General features: G+C 67.9%; 22 protein-coding genes. 11 read left to right on the top strand and 11 right to left on the bottom strand.

Going from position 1 to position 21119, the window contains the following annotated elements:
• Window positions 1-86: 86 nt before the first annotated feature.
• The 7 genes from G3N92_RS04125 to G3N92_RS04095 all read right to left on the bottom strand — a co-directional run bounded on the left by G3N92_RS04125 (window position 87) and on the right by G3N92_RS04095 (window position 9806).
• Window positions 87-1865 (bottom strand): thiamine pyrophosphate-binding protein, encoded by a 1779-nt coding sequence (locus G3N92_RS04125; RefSeq protein WP_206126181.1) that lies wholly within the window; start codon window positions 1863-1865, stop codon window positions 87-89.
• Between the two features lie 13 nt (window positions 1866-1878).
• A complete protein-coding gene (locus G3N92_RS04120; RefSeq protein ID WP_206126180.1) occupies window positions 1879-3315 on the bottom strand; it encodes an aldehyde dehydrogenase family protein in 1437 nt (478 codons plus the stop codon).
• Between the two features lie 17 nt (window positions 3316-3332).
• Complete coding sequence (locus G3N92_RS04115) at window positions 3333-4565, bottom strand: ABC transporter substrate-binding protein (RefSeq protein WP_206126179.1); 1233 nt, start codon at window positions 4563-4565, stop codon at window positions 3333-3335.
• 146 nt (window positions 4566-4711) lie between these two features.
• Window positions 4712-6412: an FAD-dependent oxidoreductase gene (locus G3N92_RS04110; protein WP_206126178.1), complete on the bottom strand. Its 1701-nt coding sequence runs from the start codon at window positions 6410-6412 to the stop codon at window positions 4712-4714.
• A gap of 205 nt (window positions 6413-6617) precedes the next feature.
• A complete protein-coding gene (locus G3N92_RS04105) occupies window positions 6618-7640 on the bottom strand; it encodes an Ldh family oxidoreductase (RefSeq protein WP_206126177.1) in 1023 nt (340 codons plus the stop codon).
• 94 nt (window positions 7641-7734) lie between these two features.
• Window positions 7735-9300 (bottom strand): APC family permease, encoded by a 1566-nt coding sequence (locus tag G3N92_RS04100; RefSeq protein ID WP_206126176.1) that lies wholly within the window; start codon window positions 9298-9300, stop codon window positions 7735-7737.
• A 269-nt stretch (window positions 9301-9569) separates the two neighbouring features.
• Complete coding sequence (locus tag G3N92_RS04095; protein WP_206126175.1) at window positions 9570-9806, bottom strand: hypothetical protein; 237 nt, start codon at window positions 9804-9806, stop codon at window positions 9570-9572.
• Window positions 9807-10120: 314 nt separating this feature from the next.
• On the opposite strand from G3N92_RS04095, the gene G3N92_RS04090 reads away from it, so the two are divergent.
• The 5 genes from G3N92_RS04090 to G3N92_RS04070 all read left to right on the top strand — a co-directional run bounded on the left by G3N92_RS04090 (window position 10121) and on the right by G3N92_RS04070 (window position 12735).
• Window positions 10121-10414, top strand: a complete 294-nt coding sequence (locus tag G3N92_RS04090) for a DUF4148 domain-containing protein (protein WP_206126174.1) — start codon at window positions 10121-10123, stop codon at window positions 10412-10414.
• Window positions 10415-10750: 336 nt separating this feature from the next.
• Window positions 10751-11104: a hypothetical protein gene (locus tag G3N92_RS04085; protein WP_206126173.1), complete on the top strand. Its 354-nt coding sequence runs from the start codon at window positions 10751-10753 to the stop codon at window positions 11102-11104.
• An 8-nt stretch (window positions 11105-11112) separates the two neighbouring features.
• A complete protein-coding gene (locus tag G3N92_RS04080; RefSeq protein ID WP_206126172.1) occupies window positions 11113-11307 on the top strand; it encodes a helix-turn-helix transcriptional regulator in 195 nt (64 codons plus the stop codon).
• A gap of 160 nt (window positions 11308-11467) precedes the next feature.
• Window positions 11468-12001: a GNAT family N-acetyltransferase gene (locus G3N92_RS04075; protein WP_206126171.1), complete on the top strand. Its 534-nt coding sequence runs from the start codon at window positions 11468-11470 to the stop codon at window positions 11999-12001.
• 74 nt (window positions 12002-12075) lie between these two features.
• Window positions 12076-12735 carry an HAD family hydrolase gene (locus G3N92_RS04070; protein ID WP_206126170.1) on the top strand — a complete coding sequence of 220 codons (660 nt, stop codon included), beginning with the start codon at window positions 12076-12078 and terminating at the stop codon, window positions 12733-12735.
• A gap of 120 nt (window positions 12736-12855) precedes the next feature.
• On the opposite strand, the gene G3N92_RS04065 is transcribed toward G3N92_RS04070, so the two are convergent.
• A complete protein-coding gene (locus G3N92_RS04065; protein ID WP_206126169.1) occupies window positions 12856-13941 on the bottom strand; it encodes a purine nucleoside permease in 1086 nt (361 codons plus the stop codon).
• 354 nt (window positions 13942-14295) lie between these two features.
• On the opposite strand from G3N92_RS04065, the gene G3N92_RS04060 reads away from it, so the two are divergent.
• Window positions 14296-14616 carry a pyrimidine/purine nucleoside phosphorylase gene (locus G3N92_RS04060; protein WP_206126168.1) on the top strand — a complete coding sequence of 107 codons (321 nt, stop codon included), beginning with the start codon at window positions 14296-14298 and terminating at the stop codon, window positions 14614-14616.
• A gap of 110 nt (window positions 14617-14726) precedes the next feature.
• Complete coding sequence (locus G3N92_RS04055) at window positions 14727-15170, top strand: DUF6130 family protein (RefSeq protein WP_206126167.1); 444 nt, start codon at window positions 14727-14729, stop codon at window positions 15168-15170.
• 62 nt (window positions 15171-15232) lie between these two features.
• On the opposite strand, the gene G3N92_RS04050 is transcribed toward G3N92_RS04055, so the two are convergent.
• Complete coding sequence (locus G3N92_RS04050; protein ID WP_206126166.1) at window positions 15233-16030, bottom strand: SDR family oxidoreductase; 798 nt, start codon at window positions 16028-16030, stop codon at window positions 15233-15235.
• 133 nt (window positions 16031-16163) lie between these two features.
• Between G3N92_RS04050 and G3N92_RS04045 the strand changes: the two genes are divergently transcribed.
• A complete protein-coding gene (locus G3N92_RS04045) occupies window positions 16164-17108 on the top strand; it encodes a GlxA family transcriptional regulator (protein WP_206126165.1) in 945 nt (314 codons plus the stop codon).
• A gap of 33 nt (window positions 17109-17141) precedes the next feature.
• Here the strand turns inward: G3N92_RS04045 and selD are convergent, their stop codons facing one another.
• Window positions 17142-18203 (bottom strand): selenide, water dikinase SelD, encoded by a 1062-nt coding sequence (gene selD / locus G3N92_RS04040; RefSeq protein WP_206126164.1) that lies wholly within the window; start codon window positions 18201-18203, stop codon window positions 17142-17144.
• Window positions 18204-18433: 230 nt separating this feature from the next.
• On the opposite strand from selD, the gene G3N92_RS04035 reads away from it, so the two are divergent.
• The 3 genes from G3N92_RS04035 (at window position 18434) to G3N92_RS04025 (ending at window position 19927) form a co-directional block, all read left to right on the top strand.
• Window positions 18434-19270 (top strand): DMT family transporter, encoded by an 837-nt coding sequence (locus G3N92_RS04035; protein ID WP_206126163.1) that lies wholly within the window; start codon window positions 18434-18436, stop codon window positions 19268-19270.
• 72 nt (window positions 19271-19342) lie between these two features.
• Entirely contained in the window at window positions 19343-19639 is a 297-nt protein-coding gene (locus tag G3N92_RS04030; RefSeq protein ID WP_206126162.1) for a type II toxin-antitoxin system RelE/ParE family toxin, read from the top strand.
• Between the two features lie 3 nt (window positions 19640-19642).
• On the top strand, window positions 19643-19927 hold the full coding sequence (locus tag G3N92_RS04025; protein WP_206126161.1) for an addiction module antidote protein: 285 nt from the start codon (window positions 19643-19645) through the stop codon (window positions 19925-19927).
• Window positions 19928-19948: 21 nt separating this feature from the next.
• On the opposite strand, the gene G3N92_RS04020 is transcribed toward G3N92_RS04025, so the two are convergent.
• Window positions 19949-21119, bottom strand: a 1171-nt coding sequence (locus G3N92_RS04020) for a PLP-dependent aminotransferase family protein (RefSeq protein WP_206126160.1), incomplete at its 5' end; no start/stop codon positions are given.

The raw sequence follows: 21119 nt of genomic DNA, 5'->3' as shown, positions 1-21119 counted from the left end.
TGTATGAGGACCGGCGCCGCGCGCCTGGTCAGGTGCCCGCGCGGCGCTGCGGAGCCTGTTGGCGCAGGCTCTCTTTTATTCGTGCGTCATGCGAGGAACGGCTTGCCGTAGATCGGCTCCTTGTACGGAATCGGCGGCAATTGCCAGGTGCCGGTCGACGGCGGCCGCACCTCGGCGTCCACGTGCACGTCGATCACGCACGGGCGCCGGTTCGCGATCGCCTGTTCGATCGCGCCGCCGAGATCCTGCGGCCGCGTCACGGTCGTGCCGTCCGCGCCGCACGCGCGCGCCCAGGCGGCGAAATCCGGGTTGTAGCGCTCGCCGGTTTGCCCCTTGTAGAACGCGGTGCCGATCTCGCGGCCGTCGAACAGGCCGTATTGCAGATCGCGGATCGCGCCCCACGCGAAGTTGTTCCAGATGACCCAGACGCACGGCAGGTTGTATTCGACGGCCGTGCACAGCACGTAGGGCGTCATGGTGAAGCCGCCATCGCCGACCACGGCCACGCAGGGGCGATCCGGCGCGGCCAGCTGCGCGCCGAGAATGCCGCACACGCCGAAGCCCATCGACGAATAGCCCCAGCTGTTGAGCATGCTTTGCGGGCGCTTCGGCTTCCAGAACTGCATGAACCAGTTGTGGTGCACGCCGGAATCGAGCGACAGGATCAGATCGTCGGGCAGCGTCTTCTGCAAGGTGCCGACCACGAATTCGGGCCGCAGCGGGCTCGTCGAATCGCCGAAATGCGGCTGCACGAAGGTCTCCCACTGGCGCACCCAGCCCTGCACCTCGTCCGACCACGCGGCGTAGCGCGCGGCGTCGATGTCGCGGCGCGCGGCCAGCGCGTTGAGCAATTGCCGCGTGAAGACCTTCGCGTCGGCCACGATGCCGACGTCCGTCGCGTAGTTGCGGCCGAGCTCCTGCGGATCGATATCCACGTGCACGAGCTTCGTCTTCGGGAAATTCCACGAATAGCCCGGATGCCAGGTCGACGACGAGCGATCGTCGAAGCGCGTGCCGATGGTCAGCACGAGATCCGCGTGCCGGCCGGCCTCGTTGGCCGGAAACGCGCCGTTGCGGCCGATGAAGCCGAGCGTGAGCACATCGTCGGCGGGCACCGCGCCCATGCCGTTCGGCGAGGTGATGACCGGGATGCGCAGCCGCTGCTGCAACTCGGTGATCTCCGGGCCGGCCTCGGCCAGCGTGGCGCCGTGGCCGATGAACAGCACCGGCTTGCGGGCCGCCGCCAGCAGTTCGACCACCGCGGCGAGATCGACGTCGCTCGCGCCGGGCCGCACCGGACGATCGAGCAGCGAGGCGGGCGGCAGCTCGACATCGGCCTCTTCCTGGAACACGTTGTAGGGAATGTCGAGATTCACCGGGCCGGGACGGCCCGTGACCATCGTGTCCATGGCCTGACGCATCGCGAGCGGCAGCATGTCCACGCGCGTCGGCTGGAACGCGCGCTTCACGACCGGACGCATCACCTGCGCGAAATCGGCCTGGTTGTGCTTGTACAGTTCCTGGAACGGCCCGCGATTGTGCTGCGAGGTCGGCACGTTCGCGGTGATCGCCATGAACGCCGACGAATCCGACAGCGCGGTCGCGAGCGACATCACCATGTTCGCGGAGCCGGGGCCGGTGGACGTGAGCGTCGCGACCGGCCGGTGCTTCACGCGGTAGTACGCGTCGGCCATGTGGCCCGCGCACTGCTCGTGGCGCGGCGACACCAGTTGCAGCTTGTCGCGCACGTCGTAGAGGGCGTCGAGAATGCCGACGTTGCCGTGCCCGCAAATTCCGAACACGTACGGCACCTTCTCCTTCACCAGCGTCTCGGCGATCAGCTGACCGCCCTTCATCATCGGCATTGCATCGTCCCCTTTATGTACTCAGCGTAATCAGGCGTTCTTCGCTCATTTCGCGCACCGCGTAATGCGGACCCTCGCGGCCGAAGCCGGAATCCTTGCTGCCGCCGTACGGCATCAGATCCACGCGAGAACTCGATGTTTCGTTGATGTGCACGCCGCCCACGTGCAGCCGCCGCGCCGCCTCGAGCGCGCGATCCAGGCGGTTGGTGAACAGGCCCGTCGCCAGCCCGAACGGCGTGGCGTTGACGCGATCGATGGCCTCGTCCAGCGTGTCGAACGGCACCAGCGACATCACCGGCCCGAACACCTCGCAACAGCTCACCTGCGCGCTCGCATCGACATCCGCGAGCAGCGTGGGCGGAATCACCGCGCCGTCGCGCGCGCCGCCCGCGAGCCGGCGCGCACCGCGCGACACGGCCTCGTCGATCCAGCGTTCGATGCGCTCCGCCGACGCCGCGCTGATCACCGGCCCGACCAGCGTGGCCGGATCGCGCGGATCGCCGAAGCGCAGTTCGCCCACCTGCCGCGCGAGCCGCGTCTCGACCTCCGCCATGCGCGTGCGATGCACGAGCAGCATCTGGATCGAGGTGCAGACCTGCCCGGCCTTGCGGAACCCGGCGCCGACGATCTTCGGCAACGCCGAATCGAGATTGGCGTCGTCGTCGACGATCGTGAACGCGATGCTGCCGAGCTCCATCTGCGTGCGCCGCAAGCCCGCGCGCTGCTGGATCGAGCGGCCCACTTCGGTGCTGCCCGTGAAGGCGAAGAAGCGCACGTCGGGCTCGTCGATCAGCCAGTTCGCCACGTCCGCGCCGCCATGCACCACGCTGATCAGCCCCGCCGGCAGCCCCGCCTCGATCAGGCACGCGGCCATGATGTTGGCGGGCGTCGGCGTGTGCGTCGACGGCTTGAGCACGACGGCGTTGCCGGCCGCGATGGCCGGCGCGACCTTGTGCGCGACCGTGTTGAGCGGCGCATTGAACGGCGTGATCGCGCACACCACGCCCAGCGGCACGCGCAGCGTGAAGCCCAGGCGCCCCTTCTGCTGCGGCGCGCCGTCGAGCGGAATCATCTCGCCGGCCAGCCGCCGCGCCTCCTCCGCCGACAGCCGGAAGGTTTGCAGGCAGCGCTTGATCTCGCCCTGCGCATCCGTCTGCGTGAAGCCGCCCTCGGTCTGCAGGGCGACGACGAGTTGCGGCGTCTCGCGTTCGAGCAGCGCGGCGGCCCGCTCGAGCACGGCGCCGCGCTCATGCGGCGTCAGCGACGCGGCGAGGTAGGCGCGCTGCGCGGCCTTCACGGCGTCGCGCACCTGCTCGTGCGAGGCCGTGTGCAGGGTTGCCGACGGCGCGAGCCGGTACTTGTCCAGCACGGCCATGCGGTCGCCGCCGTCGGCCCAGCGGCCGTCGATCAGCAATCGGACATCGGGCAGCGCGCGGTCTGATTCGGTCATGGGAAGAGGCTCCTTGCTTACAGCGGCGGCATGTTGCAGCCGATCTGCTGCTTGTCGCCGAAGGCTTTCTCGGTGTCGGCGGGCGTCGAGGAGGTTTCCTTCACCACGTCGAAGTAATCGTACTTGTCGGTGATGCTCGACTTCACCTTGACGACGACCGACGGCCGCACCAGTTGGTGATCCCACGAGCGGAAGTAGTACGGCAGCGGGCTGTCCGTGTTCTTCCATTTTTCGAGCGCGGTGACGATCGCCTTCGAATCCGTCGACTTCGCCGCATTGATCGATTCGAGCAGCGCACGCATCGCGATCCAGCCCGACCAGGCCTTGTCCGACGGCGGACGCCCGTATTTCTTCTCGAAGTCGGCCGCGAATTTCTGCTCCGCCGCCGGATTCTTCGGATTCCTGTAGTACCAGGGCTTCACGTAGATGCCCGCCGACGCCTGCGGGCCGACATCCCAGAAATCGGTATCCGTCACCGCGACCGCGACATACGGGATCTTGTCCTTCATCCCCATCTCGTTCCACTGCTTGAGGAAGTTCGAGAAATCGCCGCCGACCAGGCCGCCCAGCACCGCATCCGGCTTCGCCTGGCGGATCTTGAGGATGTACGAGCTGTAATCGGCGGTATTGACCGGCACTTCGTCGACGCCCACTTCGGTCATGCCGTTTTCCTTCAGCCGGCCGCGCGCGGCGCGCAGGATGTCCTGTCCGAATGCGTATGACGGCGTCAGGAAATACACCTTCTTGCCGATCTGGGAGAGATAGGGCATCACGCCGGCGATCTGCACGGGCACGGTGGCCTGCGTGCGGAACGTGTAGCGGCTGCAATCCTTGCCGGTGATTTCGCTCGCGGCCGCGCCGGGCAGAATGAGCGGAATCTTCGCGCGGTTGGCGACGCTCATCATCGCGAGCGCGGACGAGCTGTAGTTGCCGCCGACCACCGCCACCACCTTGTTCTCGTCGACGAGCTTCTGCATGTTCTGTTGCGCGACCTGCGGATTCGGCTCGTCGAGCCAGGTCACTTCGATGGGACGGCCCAGCACCTTGTTGCCGGCCTCTTCGAGTGCGATCTCGCTGCCGCGTTGCAGGAACTGGCCGATCGAGGCGCCCGGCCCCTGCTTCGCATAAATGAGACCGATATGCACCGGATCGTTGCCCTGTGCGAGTGCCGCCGCGCTGAAGCTCAAGCCTGCCGCGAATGCGAGGAGCGTGCGATACCCTGCCTGCCCGAGAGGAATGCGAAAAGCCATGTCTGTCTCCTGATAGGTGAGCGTCGCTACGCGCTCCCGTTTTTTGGTCTGCGATTGCGCGAGCAGCCTGTCGATGCATGCTTCGGGCAACGAAATCAGTGTAGGGCCGCCCCCCCTCGCGTCAAACTACTGTTTTCCGAGAGCGGCTATATGCCGAGCTTATGGCCGGCCGCGTGATGCGCCGCCAGCACGCCGAACACGAGTGCCGGGCCCAGCGTGATGCCCGGCCCGGGGTAGGCGCCGTTCATCACCGAATGCATGTCGTTGCCGCAGGCGTAGAGGCCGTCGATCGCGCTGCCGTCCTCGCGCAGCACGCGGGCGTTCTCGTCGGTCGCGATGCCGGCCGCCATGCCGAGATCGGCGGGATGGACGGCGACGGCGTAGAACGGGCCCTGCTCGATCGGCGCGACGCACGGGTTGGGCCCGTGATCGCCGTCGCCCAGATGACGCTGGTAGATATCGCCGCCGCGCGAAAATTCGGTGTCCTTGCCTTCGCGGGCATCGGCATTGAAGCGGCCGACGGTGGCCCGCAACGCCTCGCGCGGCACGCCGATGCCGTCGGCGAGCGCATCGAGCGTCGCCCCGCGTTTGAGATAGCCGCTCGCGACGTCGCGCCGCGTGCTCCAGGCGAACGGACGTACACGGCCGAGGCCGTATTTCCAGAGGAAGCGCTTGTCGCAGATCAGCCAGGCGGGAATCGCGGCATCGGCCTGACGCAGTTGCGCGCGCACGAACTCGTGGTACGACACCGCCTCGTTGACGAACCGCTTGCCGTGCGCATTCACGGCGATCAGGCCCGGTTTGGCGCGATCGGTGACCGTATGCGGGAAATGCGCGATCGAGCCGTCGGCACGCTGCCAGCTCGACACCGGCACCCAGAACGCGAGCGCGTCGTCCACGCTTCGGCAGGGCGGCGAGAGCAAGGCGCCCGCGTCGCGGGCCATGCGCACCCCGCCGCGCGGCGCGTTCGGCTTCGCCGTGGCCGAACGATCGCCGGCCGCTTGCGGCACGAACGACGCGCGCAGCGCGGCGTCGTGCGAGATGCCGCCGGTGGCGAGGATCACCGAGCGCGCGTGCACGGTCCGGCTCGCGCCCTGCTCGAGCAGGCGCACGCCCGTCGCACGGCCATCGGCGACGACCACGCCCTCCACGCTCGCGTTCAGCGCGATGTCCACGCCGGCCCTGCGCGCCGACGCGAACAGCCGCGCCGCCAGCGCATTGCCGAGCACGAGCGTGGTGCCCCGATGCCGGGTGAGGCGCTGCATCGCATACCGGCACACGAGTTTCGCCACGGCCCACGCGGCGGCGGGGGAACGGCTCATGCGGCGCAGCTTGGGGATGTCCTCGCGGCTGATCATCATCCCGCCGAACAGCATGAACTCCGGCAAGGGGTCGCGCAGCAAGGCGAAATCGGCGCCCAGTTCGCGCCCGTCGAACGCGACCGGTTCGAGCACCCGGCCGCCCGCCGTCGCGCCGGGCAGATCGGGGTAGTAATCCGGATAGCGTTTGACCGGCCGAAGCTTCAGCAGCGTATGCGCTTCGAGATGGCGAATGGCGGCATCGCCGTGGCGAAGAAACGCGCGCAGGCGGGCGTCGTCGGCCGCGCCGGGCACCGTCGCGTCGAGATAGCGCTGCGCCGCCGCCTGGCTGTCGTCGAATCCCGCCTCGCGCATCTTCGCGTTGGCCGGGATCCAGACCATGCCGCCCGAAATGGCCGTCGTGCCGCCGATTCTTCCGGCGCCTTCCGCCAGCAACACACGGAGTCCGAACGAAGCGGCCGTCGATGCCGCCGCAAGCCCGGCCGCGCCGGCGCCGACCACGACGAGGTCGTAATGTTGATCAGTCATGCCGACGAGTGTATCGGCGCCGCCCGTGCGGCACGAAATAGCGTTTCGCGATTGGCGCTATCTTTTTTTCATATGGACGACCGGCTCGGCCCGCTGCGACAAGGGCGAGCGGCGCAATCGCACCGCCTTGGTGCAGACGCCGTCGCGTGCGGCGCCCAGCAAAAAGGGGCGGCCGAGGCCGCCCCTTCCGCGCTGCCGTGCACGCTCAATCGAGCAGCTTGAGAATATCGTCGTACAGGGCTCGCGGCACCCGCACGCCGTGCGCCGCGCTGCGCGCCCGCGCCTCGAAGCGTCGTTGCGACGGCAATCGCGCGCCCTGCGCCTCGATTTCGCCCAGCAGGCGTTCGCCGCTCGCGCGGCCCGCGTCGAGCCCCTCGCCCGCGAACACCGCCGGATCGAAGGCCAGCAGCAATTCGCCGTGATACGGCGCCGCACCCGCGCCGCCGTCGTAGTCGAGCGATTCGGCGCTGGTCAGGTCGCCCATCAACGCCCCCGCCATCAACTCCACCATCGTGGCCAGCGCCGAGCCCTTGTGGCCGCCGAACGTGCGCATCGCGCCGCGCATCGCCGCGTGCGGATCGGTGGTGGGCCGGCCGTGCTCGTCGATCGCCCAGTCGTCGGGAATCGGCTTGTCCTGGCGCGCGTGCAGTTCGATGTCGCCGCGCGCGATCGCGCTGGTCGCGAAGTCGAACACGTAGGGCAGCCGCCCGTCCGGGCGCGGCCACGCGAACGCGATCGGATTGGTGCCGAACACCGGCCGCGTGCCGCCGGCCGGCGCCACCCAGGCGTGGCTCGGGCACATCGCGAGCCCGACCAGGCCGTGCGCGGCGATCGCCTCGACCTCGGGCCACAGCGCCGAGAAGTGGTAGCAATGACGGATCGTCAGCGCCGCCAGCCCCTGCCGGCGCGCGGCCTCGACCAGCGCCGGCAGGCCCAGGTCGAACGCCGGAAGCGAATAGCCGCCGTGCGCATCGGCCTCGATCACGCTGCCCGCGAGCGTGCGCAGCGTCGGCACGGCGCGCGGATCGACCTTGCCGTTGCGCAGCGTCCGCACGCAGGTAATCAGCCGGTAGACGCCATGCGAATGGCATTCGTCGCGCTGCCCCTGCACGATCACGCCGGCCAGCGAACGCGCGTTGTCCTCGCTCACGCCGTTGGCGATCAACACGCGGCGCGCGAGCGCGTCCACCTCGTCCAGCGACAGCGTCACATCCTCTGCAATACTCATCGGTTTCCTCCGGGCCTTCGACGGCCCATGCGAATGCGTCCGGATCGGCGGCCTGCCCGCGTTGCGGGCCGGCGCGCCGGGAAGATCGCGCGGCTCACTCGTCGTCGTCGAGCCGCAGCTTCGCGGCCGGCACGCCGGTGGCCGCGCCCCAGTAGTAGATCACAAGCGCGATCGCGGCCACCACGACGGTATCGGCCGGATGCTTCAGCACGCCGATCCCGCCGAAGCTGCCCAGGTACGACGCGCCGATCATCAGCGCATAGAACGCGATCAGCCAGGCCGACGAGCGCACCTGCTCGGCCAGGCTCAGCTGATCCTTCGGCACGAAGCGCCCGCAGGCCAGATAGACGACGAACAGCACGATCTGCAAACCCAGCAGCCACGACACGGTGCCCCAGCCCGACCAGTAGACGATCAGCGCCGCGACGATGAACGACAGCGGCCCGAGCACCGCGAACCCGCCCGCGCGGAACGGCCGCGGCATGTCGGGCGCGGAGCGGCGCAGCGCGGCCACCGACACCGGCGCGACGCAGTAGCTCAGCACCAGCGCGGCCGACACCACGTTGATCAGCACGTCCCACGACGGGAACGGCAGCGTCCAGAACACCGACAGCGCGAGCGTCAGCCACAGCCCCGCGCGCGGAATGCCGGTGGCTTCGTCGATGCGCGTGAACACGCGGAAGAACGTGCCCGTCTTGGCCCAGCCGTAGATCACGCGCGGCGTGGCGTTCATGTAGATGTTGCCGCAACCGCTCGGCGAGATCATCGCGTCGGCCACCACCATGTAGGCCAGCCAGCCCACGCCGAGCACCGCCGCGATGTCGCGGTACGGCAGCGAGAACGCGCGATCGATGCCGCCCCAGCCGTGCGCGAGCATGTCGGTGGGAATCCCGCCGAGAAACGCCAGTTGCAGCAGCACGTAGATCAGCGTCGAGAGCAGCACCGAGAGGATCAGCGCGATCGGGATCGTGCGCTGCGGATCGCGCACCTCGCTGGCCACCGAGATGATCGGCGTGAGCCCGAGGTACGCGAAGATCACGCCGCCCGCCGACACCGCCATCTCCACGCCCGACATGCCGAACGGCGCGAAGCCGGCCACGCTGAGGTTGTGCGGCCGGAAGAACACGAACAGCACGACGATCACCGACAGCGGCACGATGAACTTGAACAGGCTGATGATGTTGTTCGCGGTGGCGAAGGTCTTCACGCTCGAATAGTTGAGCCGGAAGAACAGGCACAGCAGCGCGAACTGCAGCAGCCAGCCGATCGCGGTGGGCGCGTTCGAGCCGGCCACTGTCAGGCCCGGGAACCACGCGGCGGCGTACTGGCGCGCGGCCACCACCTCGATCGCGATCAGGCTCGAGAACGCGATCAGCGTGATCAGCCCCATCAGGTAACCGAGCAGCGGGCCGTGCGAGAACACCGGGTAGCGCACCACGCCGCCCGCGCGCGGCAGCGCCGCGCCCAGTTCGCAATAGACGATGCCGAGCAGCAGCACCGCGAAGCCGCCGAGCACCCACGAGAAGATGCCGGCCGGGCCGGCGATGGTGGCGACGTGGCTCGCCGCGAACAGCCAGCCCGAGCCGAAGATCGCGCCGAGGCCGATGAACGTCAGGTCGGTCAGCGAGAGCCGCCGGTGGAATTTTCCTTGTGGTGCCATGAATCGTGTCTCCTGCCATGTGAGCGTTCGGCCGCGCGCGGGGCGCGCCGCCGAACGGCGATACGCGCAACCGGAACGCAGGGACGAACGCCCACCCCGCGCGCCGCAAGGCGCACGGAACCGATGACGCCGAACACGGCGCGGGGCAGGAATCACCGGGGCCGGACGGCCCGCGGTCGCAGCGATCCGGCTGCGGGAAGTGGAACGCGGCGGGCGGCCTGTCGGGCCGCGCCGCGAGGGGCGCCGGGGTTACCGGCCGAAATGCTCGGTCATGTCGCCTCGATGGGTAAGAAATGGATCGTCGGCGACAAGTATCCGTCGCGATCCGGCAGCCCGGCTTGTGACCAATGCACGGCGACGATGATGAAATCGGCACAGGATCCAATCGTGAAAACCGGCCCATCGGCATAGCCGGCAACGCATTCGGCGTGGAATCGTTGCAGCGCGTCATGCGCACCGAATGCCAGCCGCCGGCTCGGCCGGTGCGCCGCCGAGCCGGCTTGCATCGTCCCGCCCCTCATTTTTCCGCACCGCAGCATGTCCAGCGCGGATCATGAACGCCACAGAATCACACTATTGCATTCGACGCATCAATGTGAAAACGGCCGTTTCGCACGCCCGTGCGCGAATCGCCAAAACCCTTGCCAGCAAAGGCTTTATCCTGACCCTATCGACAGTACGGAATTCGATTGTTCCAACATGGCGACAATTCAATTCGCGCCCATCCCATTTATTGATGCTGCGGCTGCACCTAAATTTCACTCCGTCGCGTAACCGAATGCGTTGCGCATCCGAATTCAAGGATTCAAAGGAGCTGAACATGAAAACCCTCACCATCGCCGCCGCCGCACTCGTCCTGTCCACCACCGCCGTGTCCGCTTTTGCCGATGGCGGCATCGGCCACGCCGGCAGCTACGGCGACCTGCCCGCCGCCAAGACCACCAGCACGCTGACCCGCGCCCAGGTGCGCGCCGAGCTGGCCCAGGCGCAACGCGACGGCTCGCTGGCGCTGCTGCGCAAGAGCACGTCGTACCCGCAAGGCATCGAACTGGCGCAACAACGCCAGGGCAGCTCGGAATCGGGCGGCCCGTCGAGCGAACTCGCGAACCGTTAAACCCGCCTGGCATCCGCACGCCGGCCGCGCCGGCATCGTCAACCGTAAGGAGAGCGAATCATGAATCCGAACGAACCGAAACCGTCCCAGCTCGATCAGTGGGATCGCACCGCGCCGGTGTGGATTCCGTTCCGCGCGCAGCCGCGCTCGAACGGCAAGAACTGACCGGTCATCCCGGCAGTGAACAAGGCGGCCCGCTTTCGGCGTGGCCGCCTTTTTCATGTCGCGACGCCGCGCATCGATGTAAAGGAAGCTTTACACGAATCGAACGTCACATTATCCTGTAAAGCGAACTTTACATACAGGAGGTGACAGGTGGGCTCGTATCGGAAGGAAATGACGGCAGCCATTCTCGCGTACGTCGTCCTGTTGGCGCTCTCGGTGTATTGCCTGCAAGCGGGCATCGTGGAAAGCGGCTACGCCCGAATTCTGGTCGCGCTGAGCCCGATGCTCGCCGGCCTCGGCATTTGCTGGGTGGTCGTGCGCAACCTGCGCAACGTCGACGAGCTGGTTCGCAGAATTCAGTTGGAAGCGCTCGCCATCGCGTTCGCGGGCACCGCGCTGCTCACGTTCAGCTACGGCTTCCTTGAAAACGTCGGCTTCCCGAAGCTGTCGCTGTTCGTCGTTTGGCCGGTGATGGGCGCGCTGTGGATCGTCAGCAGCATCCTGTGCGCTCGCCGTTACCGGTAGCGCCCGCCATGAAGAACTGCATCCGGGAGCTGCGCTCGACGCACGGCATGTCGCAATCCGGGCTCGCGGAGGCGCTCGGGGTGTCGCGACAAACCGTCAATGCGATCGAGAACGGGCGGTACGATCCGAGCTTGCCGCTGGCATTCGCGATCGCCCGCGCCTTCGGCCTGCGGATCGAAGATATTTTCGACGACGAGGCGTGAGCGCCGGCGGCACGGTCAAGGCACCGGCATTGGCCGGGACAGCGTCACCGAGCCCGCGCACGCCTTCATCGAGCCGCCGCGCCCCTTCGACACCGCGCATTTCTCACGCGATTCCGGCACACGACCGATGCACGACACCCAAGAAACCGACGCGATCGACGTGACGCACGACCTGGTGCTTTCCATCCCGAGCACACGGTATGCGAGCGCACTCTATTCGATCATCGACGCGAACCGGGAATGGCTTGCCGAATACATGCCGTGGCCGCGCTTCGTGACCAGCGAACTCGACACGGCCCACTTCCTGAGCGCCCGCCTCGCCGCGCACGAACGTGGCGAATCGAAGACTTACGTGGCGCTTAAAAACGGCCATCCCTGCGGCGTGATTTCATTCAACACCATCGATTGGCCGAACGCGACAGCCACCCTCGGATACTGGCTCGCCCCGTCGTATCGGGGGCAGGGACTCGTCTCGCAATCGGTACGGAAGCTCGTGGACGTCTATCGGCAACGACGGATCCGACGCTTCGTCATCCAGTGCGCCGTATTCAATGAGGCGAGCAACAACGTCGCGCGCCGCTGCGGCTTCCGTTTCGAGCACACCGTCGAACACGCCGAGCCGTTGAACGGCGTGTTTCACGACCAGAATATTTACGCGTTCGTCGCAACCGGCACGCCTTCGACAATCGACTGACCGATTCGATGCCATCACGATGACGCAGTTGCACGGTCTACTATGGATTCCCGAATCCGCCTTTATCGCGACCCATGCTGCTTTCGAATACCGAGTACCGCGCTTGCGCATTGCTGTTCGATATGGATGGCACCCTGTTGGATTCGCATGCCGCCACCGTTCGAGCGTATTCCGCTTGGGCCGAGCGGCGCGGCCTCGACCCCGACTTCGTCCTGCGTGAATCGCAAGGCAGGCGCACGCGCGACGCGCTCCGCGCCCTGGCGCCGGCGGGCCTCGACATCGACGCCGACATCGCGGCAGTCACCAACCAGGAGCGGGAAGACACCGAGGGCGTCGTCGAGATCCCAGGTGCTCGCGCGCTGTTGAGCGCCTTGCCGCCGAACCGGTGGGCAATCGTCACGTCGGCCGACCGCATACTGGCGAGCAATCGCATCCGGGCAGCCGGATTGCCGACGCCGCCGATTCTGGTGACGGCGGATGACGTGGCCAAGGGTAAGCCGTCGCCCGAAGGCTATCTCTTGGCCGCCGAGCGGCTGGGCGTCGACGCGCACCGCTGCATCGTGTTCGAGGATGCCCCCGCCGGCATCGCCGCCGGCCTCGACGCGGGCGCGCGCGTCGTCGCAATCGCCTCGAGATTGATGGCGGGCCGGCTCGACCGCCATCCGTTTCTGAACGACTGGCGCAATGTGAGCGCCGTCATGGACGACAAGGAGCTGGTGTTTCGCATCGCGTAGGCCGTGCCTGCCTGTTCGTTGCGTTGATGCGTTGATGCTTCGCGCCAGCCCTTTGTCGCGATTGCCTGCACGCCGAACGATCCCGGCGCGGCCGCCTTGCGCACGCCGCCGCGCCACGCGTCAGCGCGACGGCACCCCGTCGCGCCATTCGCTCCAATGCCCGACGATGTCCTGCACGAGCGGATTGCCCGCGCGATACAGGTTCTCCGTGGCGATCGCGAAGCCGCCCTGGTCGGCGTAGTTCAGCAAGTTGTCGACACTCGTCTGGCCCGGATACGGCCGGTCGAAATCGGAGCCGGTGCGCAGCACCGCCACGCGCGAGAGATCGACGCGCCGGGTGGCCGCCGCGCGCGTCAGCGCCTCATAGGTGGCGTTGTCTTCCTGCGCCGTCATGCAGTAGGTGCCCTTGCCGTCGGTCAGGATCCGGGTCCACTGGCGCGCGCGCTCGCCGAGCTTGGTGCCCGAGAACCACGTATTGCCCGACGAGGTATCGCATTGCACCACCGCCGGCGGCCGGTTGGCCGGCGCGGTGTCGAACTTCGCGCGCGCGGCCTGCGCCTGCGCGTTGTCGGCCAGCACGACGTTGCGCGACAGCGCGTAGGCCGCGGCGGTCAGCTTCGGGTTCAGCTCGAACACCTCGCTCTTGTAGTCGAGCGGCGGCTTCTGGTTCGGGTTCTTGGTGTTGATGCCGAGATAGCCGGTGTGCCAGCCGGCCGGGATCTCGCGCGCGTCGAGTTCCCACTGCAGGCTGAAGTCGACCAGATAATGCGACCACGCGGCCGAACCCACCGTGCCCTGCGCCGGATCCACGCCGGCGATGCCCGACACGAGGAAGTACGTGCGGCGCAGGTCGAACTGCGGCGAGAAGCTCAGCGCCATGATGGTGGCCGCCGCGTTCGCGTAACCCATGCCGGTGGTCACCACGCAAACCTCCTGGCGATTGCACTGCACCGTCGGATAGTCGGGCGAGAGGCCCGGCACCTTCACCTGGGTCCAGGGGCCGAGGCGATCGGTCCAGGCCTGCCCTTCCGGCCCGAACATCGTGACGATCATGACCTTCGGCGCGCGTACGCCGGGCCCGTGATCGTCGTGGCCCTGCGCGTCCTGCAGGGTCTGAGCTTCGGTGGAATCCTGCGCGACGGACGGCACCGTGGCGCACGCGGCCAGCGAGAACACGGCCGCGGAAAGCATCGAGCGAGTCAGCATCGTCGTTCCTTGTAAATGGAGTGATGAGAACGGCTACGGACACTGCGGATGCGCGAGCCTGGCCGGCCCTCCGGCGCGGCGCGCGCATCGGTTTCGTCGTGACGCGGAGGCACGACGAGGGTGAAGGCGGTCTGCGCCGCCGTTTGCCTGGCGATCGGGTTGCGAAAACCGGCGTGCCGCTGCCGGTTTTCCTGCGCCAGACCTGCGATTCTAGCGGCCGGGCGCGGGCCGCCAAATTTACGGGGCGGCCCGCGCGGCGATTCCGGTAAGATTCCCGCTTCCCGGCCCGCGTCCCGGCGGCATCGCCGCCCGCGGCCCCTTATCCAGCCCAATCAAGACTTTGGAGTGCTACGCATGGCATCGGCAGCAGAATTCGATCAGGTTCGAGTGGTCAAGAAGGCGAACGTTTACTTCGACGGCAAGTGCGTCTCGCATACGGTCATCTTCCCGGATGGCAGCCGCAAGACGCTCGGCGTGATTCTGCCTGCCACGCTGAACTTCGGCACGGCCGAGCCGGAACTGATGGAAGTGCAGGCCGGCAAGTGCCGCATCCGCCTCGAAGGCAGCGACGAATGGCAGACGTACGCCGAAGGCGATTCGTTCTCGGTGCCCGGCAAGTCGCGCTTCGACATCGAAGTGATCGAAACGCTCGACTACGTCTGCAGCTACCTGTAAGCGACGGTTTCGACCCGGCCGCATCGGTCGAATGACCGATGCCGCGGGGCTGCAGTAAAAATTATCCTGTCAAGCAACTGAAAGCTTTTCCACTCCGTTGCTCGAACAGGATGATGATCCCCACCCGCTATCTCGCCGCCGCGCTGCTTGCCGCCCTGATCGGCGCCTCCCCTGCCCGCGCCGCCGATCCGGCCAGCCCGCCGCCCGGCGTCATCGCCGATGTCCCGCCCCCCGCCCAACCGCACCTGACGCTGTACAAACCGCGCGCCGATGTCCTGAAGGACGGCTACGTGTACCTGGCGTTTCGCGTCGACAACCTGCGCATCCTGCCGCTGTACACCGACATCCACGGCAAGGCAGCCACCTCGCTGACGCCGCGGATCGGCCATCTCCACGTGTTCGTCGACGACAGCAAGTGGAGCTGGATCCATGCGCAGAACGACGCGATCTACTTCGGCGCGCTGCCGCCCGGCCCGCACCGCGTGCGCGTCGATCTGGTCGACGCGTCGCACGCCACGATCGAAACGAAGACGGTGCACTTCGTGGTGCCTTGAGCGGTTGCCGCCAACGCGACAGCGCGTGCGAAACCGCCTCGGCGGCATCGCACGCGCCTCGCTCAGGCCTGCGTGTAACGCGGCGCCGGCACGTTGTTCGACAGATGCGGCGCCATCGCCTGGCGGGCGGCGTCGTACGCCTGCCAGGCCTCGACGGGATGCAGCGACGGGATCGTGACCAGTTCCTGGCGATCGAAGCCCACCAGCGCGGCGTCGACCATCTCGTCCGCCGTCATCACGATGTTCTTCGGCAGGTGCTCGAGCGGCAGGCCGCCGATTTCCCAGAACTCGGTGGCGGTGGCGCCGGGCAGCACGGCCTGCACCTGCACGCCCTTCGCGGCCAGCTCGTGATGCAGCGACTGGCTGAACGCCAGCACGAACGCCTTGCTGCCGCCGTACACGCCGTTCAGCAGCTCGGGCGCGATGCTGACGATCGACGAAATGTTGACGATCGCGCCCTTGCCGCGTGAGACGAAGGCCGGCGCGGCGGCGTACGTTAGCCGCGTCAGCGCGGTCACGTTCAGCTCGATCATCGCGGTCATCGCCTCGACGCGGCTTTCCAGCAGCGGGCTGTGCGTGCCCACCCCCGCGTTGTTCACGAGCAGCGTGATGCTGGCGTCGTCGCGCAGCGTCGCTTCCACGCGCTGCACGTCCGCGCGATCGCCGAGGTCGGCCACCAGCACCTCTACATTGCGGCGGGTGTCGTCGGTGATGCGCTTCGCCAGTGCGTTCAGGCGGTCGCGATTGCGCGCCACCAGGATGAGGTCGTAACCGCGCCGCGCGAGACGGTCGGCATACACGGCGCCGATGCCGGACGACGCGCCGGTGATCAGGGCGGTACCAAGATGAGATTGCGTCATGACGTGCTCCAGGAAAAGGTTCGGGTGACTTGCCGAAACGTATTCTGGGCGCGTTGGCGCATGTCTCAAATGACGTATATAGTCATTTTTCCTGCCATACCCTTTCCTGCCCTTTTCCGCCCTGGAGTCGTCGATGCATCGAATCGGTTTTCTGTTGAGCGACGGCTTTCAGATGATGGCGCTGGCCACCCAATCCGTGTTCGAGCACGCGAACGCCGTGGTCGGCGAGGCGTTCTATCGCTTCGCGCTGTTCTCGGCGGAAGGCGGGGAGGTGCGGTCGTCGGTCGGCTTTCCGATCGGCACGCGCGCCGCGAGCGGCGCGTCGAAGGTCGATACGTGGCTGGTGGCGGGCGTCGCCGATCCGTTCGCGGCGCCCACGCCGGCCGCCACGGTGGCGCTGCTGCGCCGCCGCGGCCCGCGCGCGCAACGCATCGCGGGCATCTGCACGGGCGGCTTCGTCCTGGCGGAGGCGGGCCTGCTGTCGGGGCGGCGCGCCACCACGCACTGGGCGATCGCCGAGCAGATGCAGGCGCAGTTCCCGGACGTGCAGATCGAAAGCGATCGCATCTACATCGTCGACGGCCGGATCTGGACGTCGGCCGGCATGACGGCGGGGCTGGATCTCGCGCTCGCGATGGTCGAGAAGGATCTCGGGATCGACGTCGCGCGTTCGGTCGCGCATTTGCTCGTGATGCCGCAGCGCCGCTCGGGCGGCCAGACGCAGCATGCGGAAATGCTCGAACTCGCGCCGAAAACCGACCGGATCCAGAACGCCCTGAACTATGCGCGGCAGAACCTGAACCGCGCGCTGTCGGTGGAGGAACTGGCCGAGGCGGCGCATCTGAGCCCCCGGCAGTTTCATCGGCTGTTCACGCAGGAAACCGGCAAGTCGCCGGCGAAGGCGGTGGAGGCGCTGCGGCTCGAAGCGGCCCGGCTCATGATCGAGCGCAGCCGTCATACGCTCGATGCGGTCGCGCGGGAAACCGGGTTTCGCGACCGCCGGCACATGCGGGAAGCGTTCGTGCGCGGCTTCGGCGTGTCGCCCCAGGCGATCCGGCGCGACGCCCGCGCGCCCTGACGCTTTTTACAAACTCGGCGCGAGCCGCCAGCCTCAGGCCACCTCGATCCGCGCCGGGCCGTCCACCAGTTCGCCGATCACGGCCGCCTGCGCGAAACCGTCGGCGTGGAAGCAGGCCAGCACGTCGTCCACCGCATCGGGCGCGCAGGCCACCAGCAGGCCGCCCGAGGTTTGCGGATCGGTCAGCAGCGCCTGCGCGGCCGGCGAGAGGTGCTCGCCGAGCCGCACGTCCGCGCCGTACGCGGCCCAATTGCGGCCCGACGCGCCGGTGATCACGCCGGCCTCGGCGAACGCCACCGCGCCGGCCAGCCACGGCAGCGACGCATACCGCACGCGCACGCTCAGGCTCGCGCCGCGCGCCATCTCCAGCCCGTGGCCAAGCAGGCCGAAGCCGGTCACGTCGGTGATCGCGTGCACGCCCGACAGCGCGGCCAGTTGCGCGCCGGGGCGGTTCAGCTGGGTGGTGGCCGCGATCATCGCCGCGTAGCCCGCCGCATCGAGTTGCCCCTTCTTCAACGCGGCCGACAGCACACCCACGCCGAGCGGCTTGCCGAGCACCAGCACGTCGCCGGCGCGCGCGCCCGCGTTGCGCTTCACGCGCGACGGATGCACCACGCCGATCGCCGCCAGCCCGTAGATCGGCTCGACCGAATCGATCGAATGCCCGCCCGCCACCGGAATGCCGGCCTCGGCGCACACCGATTCGCCGCCCTTCAGCACGGCGGCGATCGTCTCGCGCGGCAGCACGTTGATCGGCATGCCGACCAGCGCCAGCGCGAAGATCGGCTTGCCGCCCATCGCGTAGACGTCCGACAGCGCGTTGGTGGCGGCGATCCGGCCGAAGTCGAACGGATCGTCGACGATCGGCATGAAGAAATCGGTGGTGGCGACGATCGCCTGCTCGTCGTTGAGCCGGTAGACGGCGGCGTCGTCGGCGGTTTCGGTGCCGACCAGCAGATCGGGGAACAGCGCGGGCGGCGCGTTGCGCTTGAGCAGCTCGGCCAGCACGCCGGGGGCGATCTTGCAGCCGCAGCCGCCGCCATGCGACAGGCTCGTCAGGCGCGGCGGCGCATTCGTTTGCGGGGTTTCGTTCATGGCGATGGCGACGGTCGGGTGAGGAAGCGCCCATTATCGGCAATCCACGCGGGCTGCGCGTGCGGCATGCATGCGGAGCGTCACGAAACGGACACTTGGCGAAACCGGCTCACTGCTGAGATAATCGGCGTCTTGCCGCATTTTGCCTATAAATGCCACATCCCGCATTTTTGCGGATGTGGCGCGCCCTTGCCGCCACCGCTCGCGCCGCGAGCCCGCCGAAGCCGTCCATGGATCACCTGCTCGTTGCCCTCGTGCTGTTTTCCGCCTTGCTGCATGCGGTCTGGAACGCGTTCCTGCATGTCAGCGAGGATCGCGTGATCCAACTGGGGACGATGGCGGTGCCCTATATCGTGGCCGGGGTGGCCGGCGCGCTGTGGCTGCCCGCGCCGGCGCCGGGCGCGTGGCCGTATATCGCGGCGTCGGCGCTGCTCGAAGTGGGCTATTGCCTCGCGTTGCTGCGCGCCTACCGCAGCGGCGAATTCGGCCAGATCTACCCGATCGCGCGCGGCAGCTCGCCGCTGCTGGTTGCGCTGTTCGCGTTCGTCGCGCTCGGCGAGCGGCCGTCGGCGTTCGCGCTGGCCGGCATCGCGCTGGTGTCGCTCGGCATCGTGTCGCTGGCGCTGCGGCGTGGGCTGCGGCTGTCAGGCGAGAGCGTGCCGTACGCGGTGCTGACGGGCGTGTTCATCGCCGCCTACTCGGTGGTGGACGGCATCGGCGTGCGGCTCGCGGGCAATTCGCTGTCGTACATCTGCTGGGTCTACCTGCTGTGGAACGTGCCGCAGTTCGTGCTGGTGTGCGCGCTGCGCGGCGGGCCGCGCCCGCTTCTCACGCCATCGCCCACGCTGTGGCGCGGCGTGGGCGCCGGCACCTGCGCGCTGGCCGCCTATGCGATCGTCACGCTGGCCTACCGGCACCTGCCGGTGGCGACCGTCTCGGCGCTGCGCGAAACCAGCTCGATCTTCGCGATCGGCATCGGCTGGTTCGCGATGCGCGAGCAGCCCACGGCGCGGCGGATCGTGGCGTGCGGGATGGTGGTGGCGGGGGCGGTGTTGATCCGGCTTTGAAGCAAGCCCCGTGCGACGATTGGTGCCAGGCAGGTGCCGCGTCGCAGTGTACCCAATTGGGTACACTACGGTATGATTACCTTGCTGCGTTCCAACGAATTTGCCGACTGGCTCTCAGGCCTGCGTGATCAACGTGGCAAGGCACGCATCGCCGCACGCCTGATCAGCGCGCAGCTCGGCAATTTCGGCGAATATCGTGTGCTCGCAGAAGGCGTCTGCGAAATGAAAATCGACTTTGGGCCTGGTTATCGCGTCTACTATGTCCGTCGCGGCAACGTCGTCTACGTGCTCTTGTGCGGCGGCGACAAATCAACACAAGACAAAGATATAAAACGCGCAATTCGCCTGGCGCGCGAACTGAAGGAGTAAGCGATGGCCCATTACGCCGAATTCGATGCGGCCGACTACCTGAACAACGACGAGGTCGTTGCGGAATTTCTCGCCGTGGCGGCGGAAGACCCCGATCCCGCCGTATTTCTCGCAGCGGTAGCGGCTGTCGCGCGCGCCCGGGGCATGACAAAGGTGGCGGCTGGGGCGGGCGTCGGGCGTGTGACGCTGCATAAAGCGCTGAGCCCCGGCGCCCACCCTCGCTATGAAACGGTGCAAAAGATTCTTCGCTCGTTGGGCCTGAGGATGACGTTCACGGTTGTGGAGTGATCCGCGTCTTCCAGGGCTGCCCTACCCGCCCGCCCCCACCGCATCGATCGCCTCGGCCAGCGTGCCGAACGCCGTGCCGATCTCGTCCTCGGGCACGCACGCATAGCCGAGCAACAGCCCCGGCGCGGCGCGCGAGCGATCCGCGTAGTAGCCCGACAGCGCCCGCACCACGATGTTGCGTTCGAGCGCGGCCTGCGCCACGGCGCGATCGTCGGCACCGTCGGGCAACTGCATCACGAGATGCAGCCCGGCATCGCCGCCGAGCACCGGCAGCGCGCTGCCGTAGCGCCGCGCCAGCTCGTCGAGCAAGGTCTGCCGCCGCAGGCCGTACAGCGCGCGCATCTTGCGGATGTGCGAGACGAAATGCCCCTCGGCGATGAACTCGGCGAGCACGGCCTGCTGCAGCAGTTGCCCCTCGCGATACAGCTCGGCGCTGGCGGTCGCGAAGCTCTCGGCCAGCGGCTCGGGCGCCACCAGATAACCGACGCGCAGCCCCGGAAACAGCGTCTTGCCGAAGCTCCCCACGTAGATCACCTGCCCGCTCGTGTCGAGCCCCTGCAGCGACGCGAGCGGCCGGCTGCCGTAGCGGAATTCGCTGTCGTAATCGTCCTCGATGATCCACGCGCCCTGCTGCCGCGCGTATTCGAGCAGCATGCGCCGCCGCGCGAGGCTCATCACCATGCCGAGCGGATACTGGTGCGACGGCGTGACGAGCATCAGCTTCGGCGGCGTGGCGAGATCGTCGGCGCTCGGCGCGATGCCTTCGTCGTCGACGGGAATCGGCCGCGTGGTCAGCCCCGACACATGCAGCACGCTGCGCACGCCCCAGTAGCACGGATCCTCGGTCCAGATCACGTCGCCCGGATCGGTCAGCAGCCGCACGGCCAGGTCGATCGACTGGTGGATGCCGGTGGTGATCACGATCTGCTCGGGCGAGCAGCGCACCGAGCGCGAGGTGCGCAGATAGTCGGCCAGCGCCTCGCGCATCGAGGCCAGCCCGCCGCCCGGCGCGTAGGTCAGCAGGTCGGGGCGCAGGCGGCGCCAGTATTTGTTGTGCAGCCGCGTCCAGACGCGCGACGGAAAGCGCGACACATCGGGCACCCCGGGCATGAACGCGCCGCCCTGGCGCTTCGACACGCCCGCGCCTTCGAGCAGCCGCGCGCCGCGCGCCGACAGCGCCCGCGCGAGCGGC

It is taken from the genome of Burkholderia sp. Ac-20379 (assembly GCF_017104645.1).
Lineage (GTDB): Bacteria > Pseudomonadota > Gammaproteobacteria > Burkholderiales > Burkholderiaceae > Burkholderia.
This window is presented reverse-complemented; position numbering and strand designations above follow the sequence as displayed.

Coding starts and splice junctions, on each gene's coding strand:
- G3N92_RS04065 (WP_206126169.1), bottom strand. CDS start 13,941: ATGCTGACTCGCTCGATGCTTTCCGCGGCCGTGTTCTCGCTGGCCGCG.
- G3N92_RS04080 (WP_206126172.1), top strand. CDS start 11,113: ATGAAGAACTGCATCCGGGAGCTGCGCTCGACGCACGGCATGTCGCAA.
- G3N92_RS04070 (WP_206126170.1), top strand. CDS start 12,076: ATGCTGCTTTCGAATACCGAGTACCGCGCTTGCGCATTGCTGTTCGAT.
- G3N92_RS04045 (WP_206126165.1), top strand. CDS start 16,164: ATGCATCGAATCGGTTTTCTGTTGAGCGACGGCTTTCAGATGATGGCG.
- G3N92_RS04095 (WP_206126175.1), bottom strand. CDS start 9,806: ATGCAAGCCGGCTCGGCGGCGCACCGGCCGAGCCGGCGGCTGGCATTC.
- G3N92_RS04050 (WP_206126166.1), bottom strand. CDS start 16,030: ATGACGCAATCTCATCTTGGTACCGCCCTGATCACCGGCGCGTCGTCC.
- G3N92_RS04125 (WP_206126181.1), bottom strand. CDS start 1,865: ATGCCGATGATGAAGGGCGGTCAGCTGATCGCCGAGACGCTGGTGAAG.
- G3N92_RS04060 (WP_206126168.1), top strand. CDS start 14,296: ATGGCATCGGCAGCAGAATTCGATCAGGTTCGAGTGGTCAAGAAGGCG.
- G3N92_RS04025 (WP_206126161.1), top strand. CDS start 19,643: ATGGCCCATTACGCCGAATTCGATGCGGCCGACTACCTGAACAACGAC.
- G3N92_RS04055 (WP_206126167.1), top strand. CDS start 14,727: ATGATGATCCCCACCCGCTATCTCGCCGCCGCGCTGCTTGCCGCCCTG.
- G3N92_RS04110 (WP_206126178.1), bottom strand. CDS start 6,412: ATGACTGATCAACATTACGACCTCGTCGTGGTCGGCGCCGGCGCGGCC.
- G3N92_RS04120 (WP_206126180.1), bottom strand. CDS start 3,315: ATGACCGAATCAGACCGCGCGCTGCCCGATGTCCGATTGCTGATCGAC.
- G3N92_RS04035 (WP_206126163.1), top strand. CDS start 18,434: ATGGATCACCTGCTCGTTGCCCTCGTGCTGTTTTCCGCCTTGCTGCAT.
- G3N92_RS04090 (WP_206126174.1), top strand. CDS start 10,121: ATGAAAACCCTCACCATCGCCGCCGCCGCACTCGTCCTGTCCACCACC.
- selD (WP_206126164.1), bottom strand. CDS start 18,203: ATGAACGAAACCCCGCAAACGAATGCGCCGCCGCGCCTGACGAGCCTG.
- G3N92_RS04085 (WP_206126173.1), top strand. CDS start 10,751: ATGACGGCAGCCATTCTCGCGTACGTCGTCCTGTTGGCGCTCTCGGTG.
- G3N92_RS04030 (WP_206126162.1), top strand. CDS start 19,343: ATGATTACCTTGCTGCGTTCCAACGAATTTGCCGACTGGCTCTCAGGC.
- G3N92_RS04105 (WP_206126177.1), bottom strand. CDS start 7,640: ATGAGTATTGCAGAGGATGTGACGCTGTCGCTGGACGAGGTGGACGCG.
- G3N92_RS04115 (WP_206126179.1), bottom strand. CDS start 4,565: ATGGCTTTTCGCATTCCTCTCGGGCAGGCAGGGTATCGCACGCTCCTC.
- G3N92_RS04100 (WP_206126176.1), bottom strand. CDS start 9,300: ATGGCACCACAAGGAAAATTCCACCGGCGGCTCTCGCTGACCGACCTG.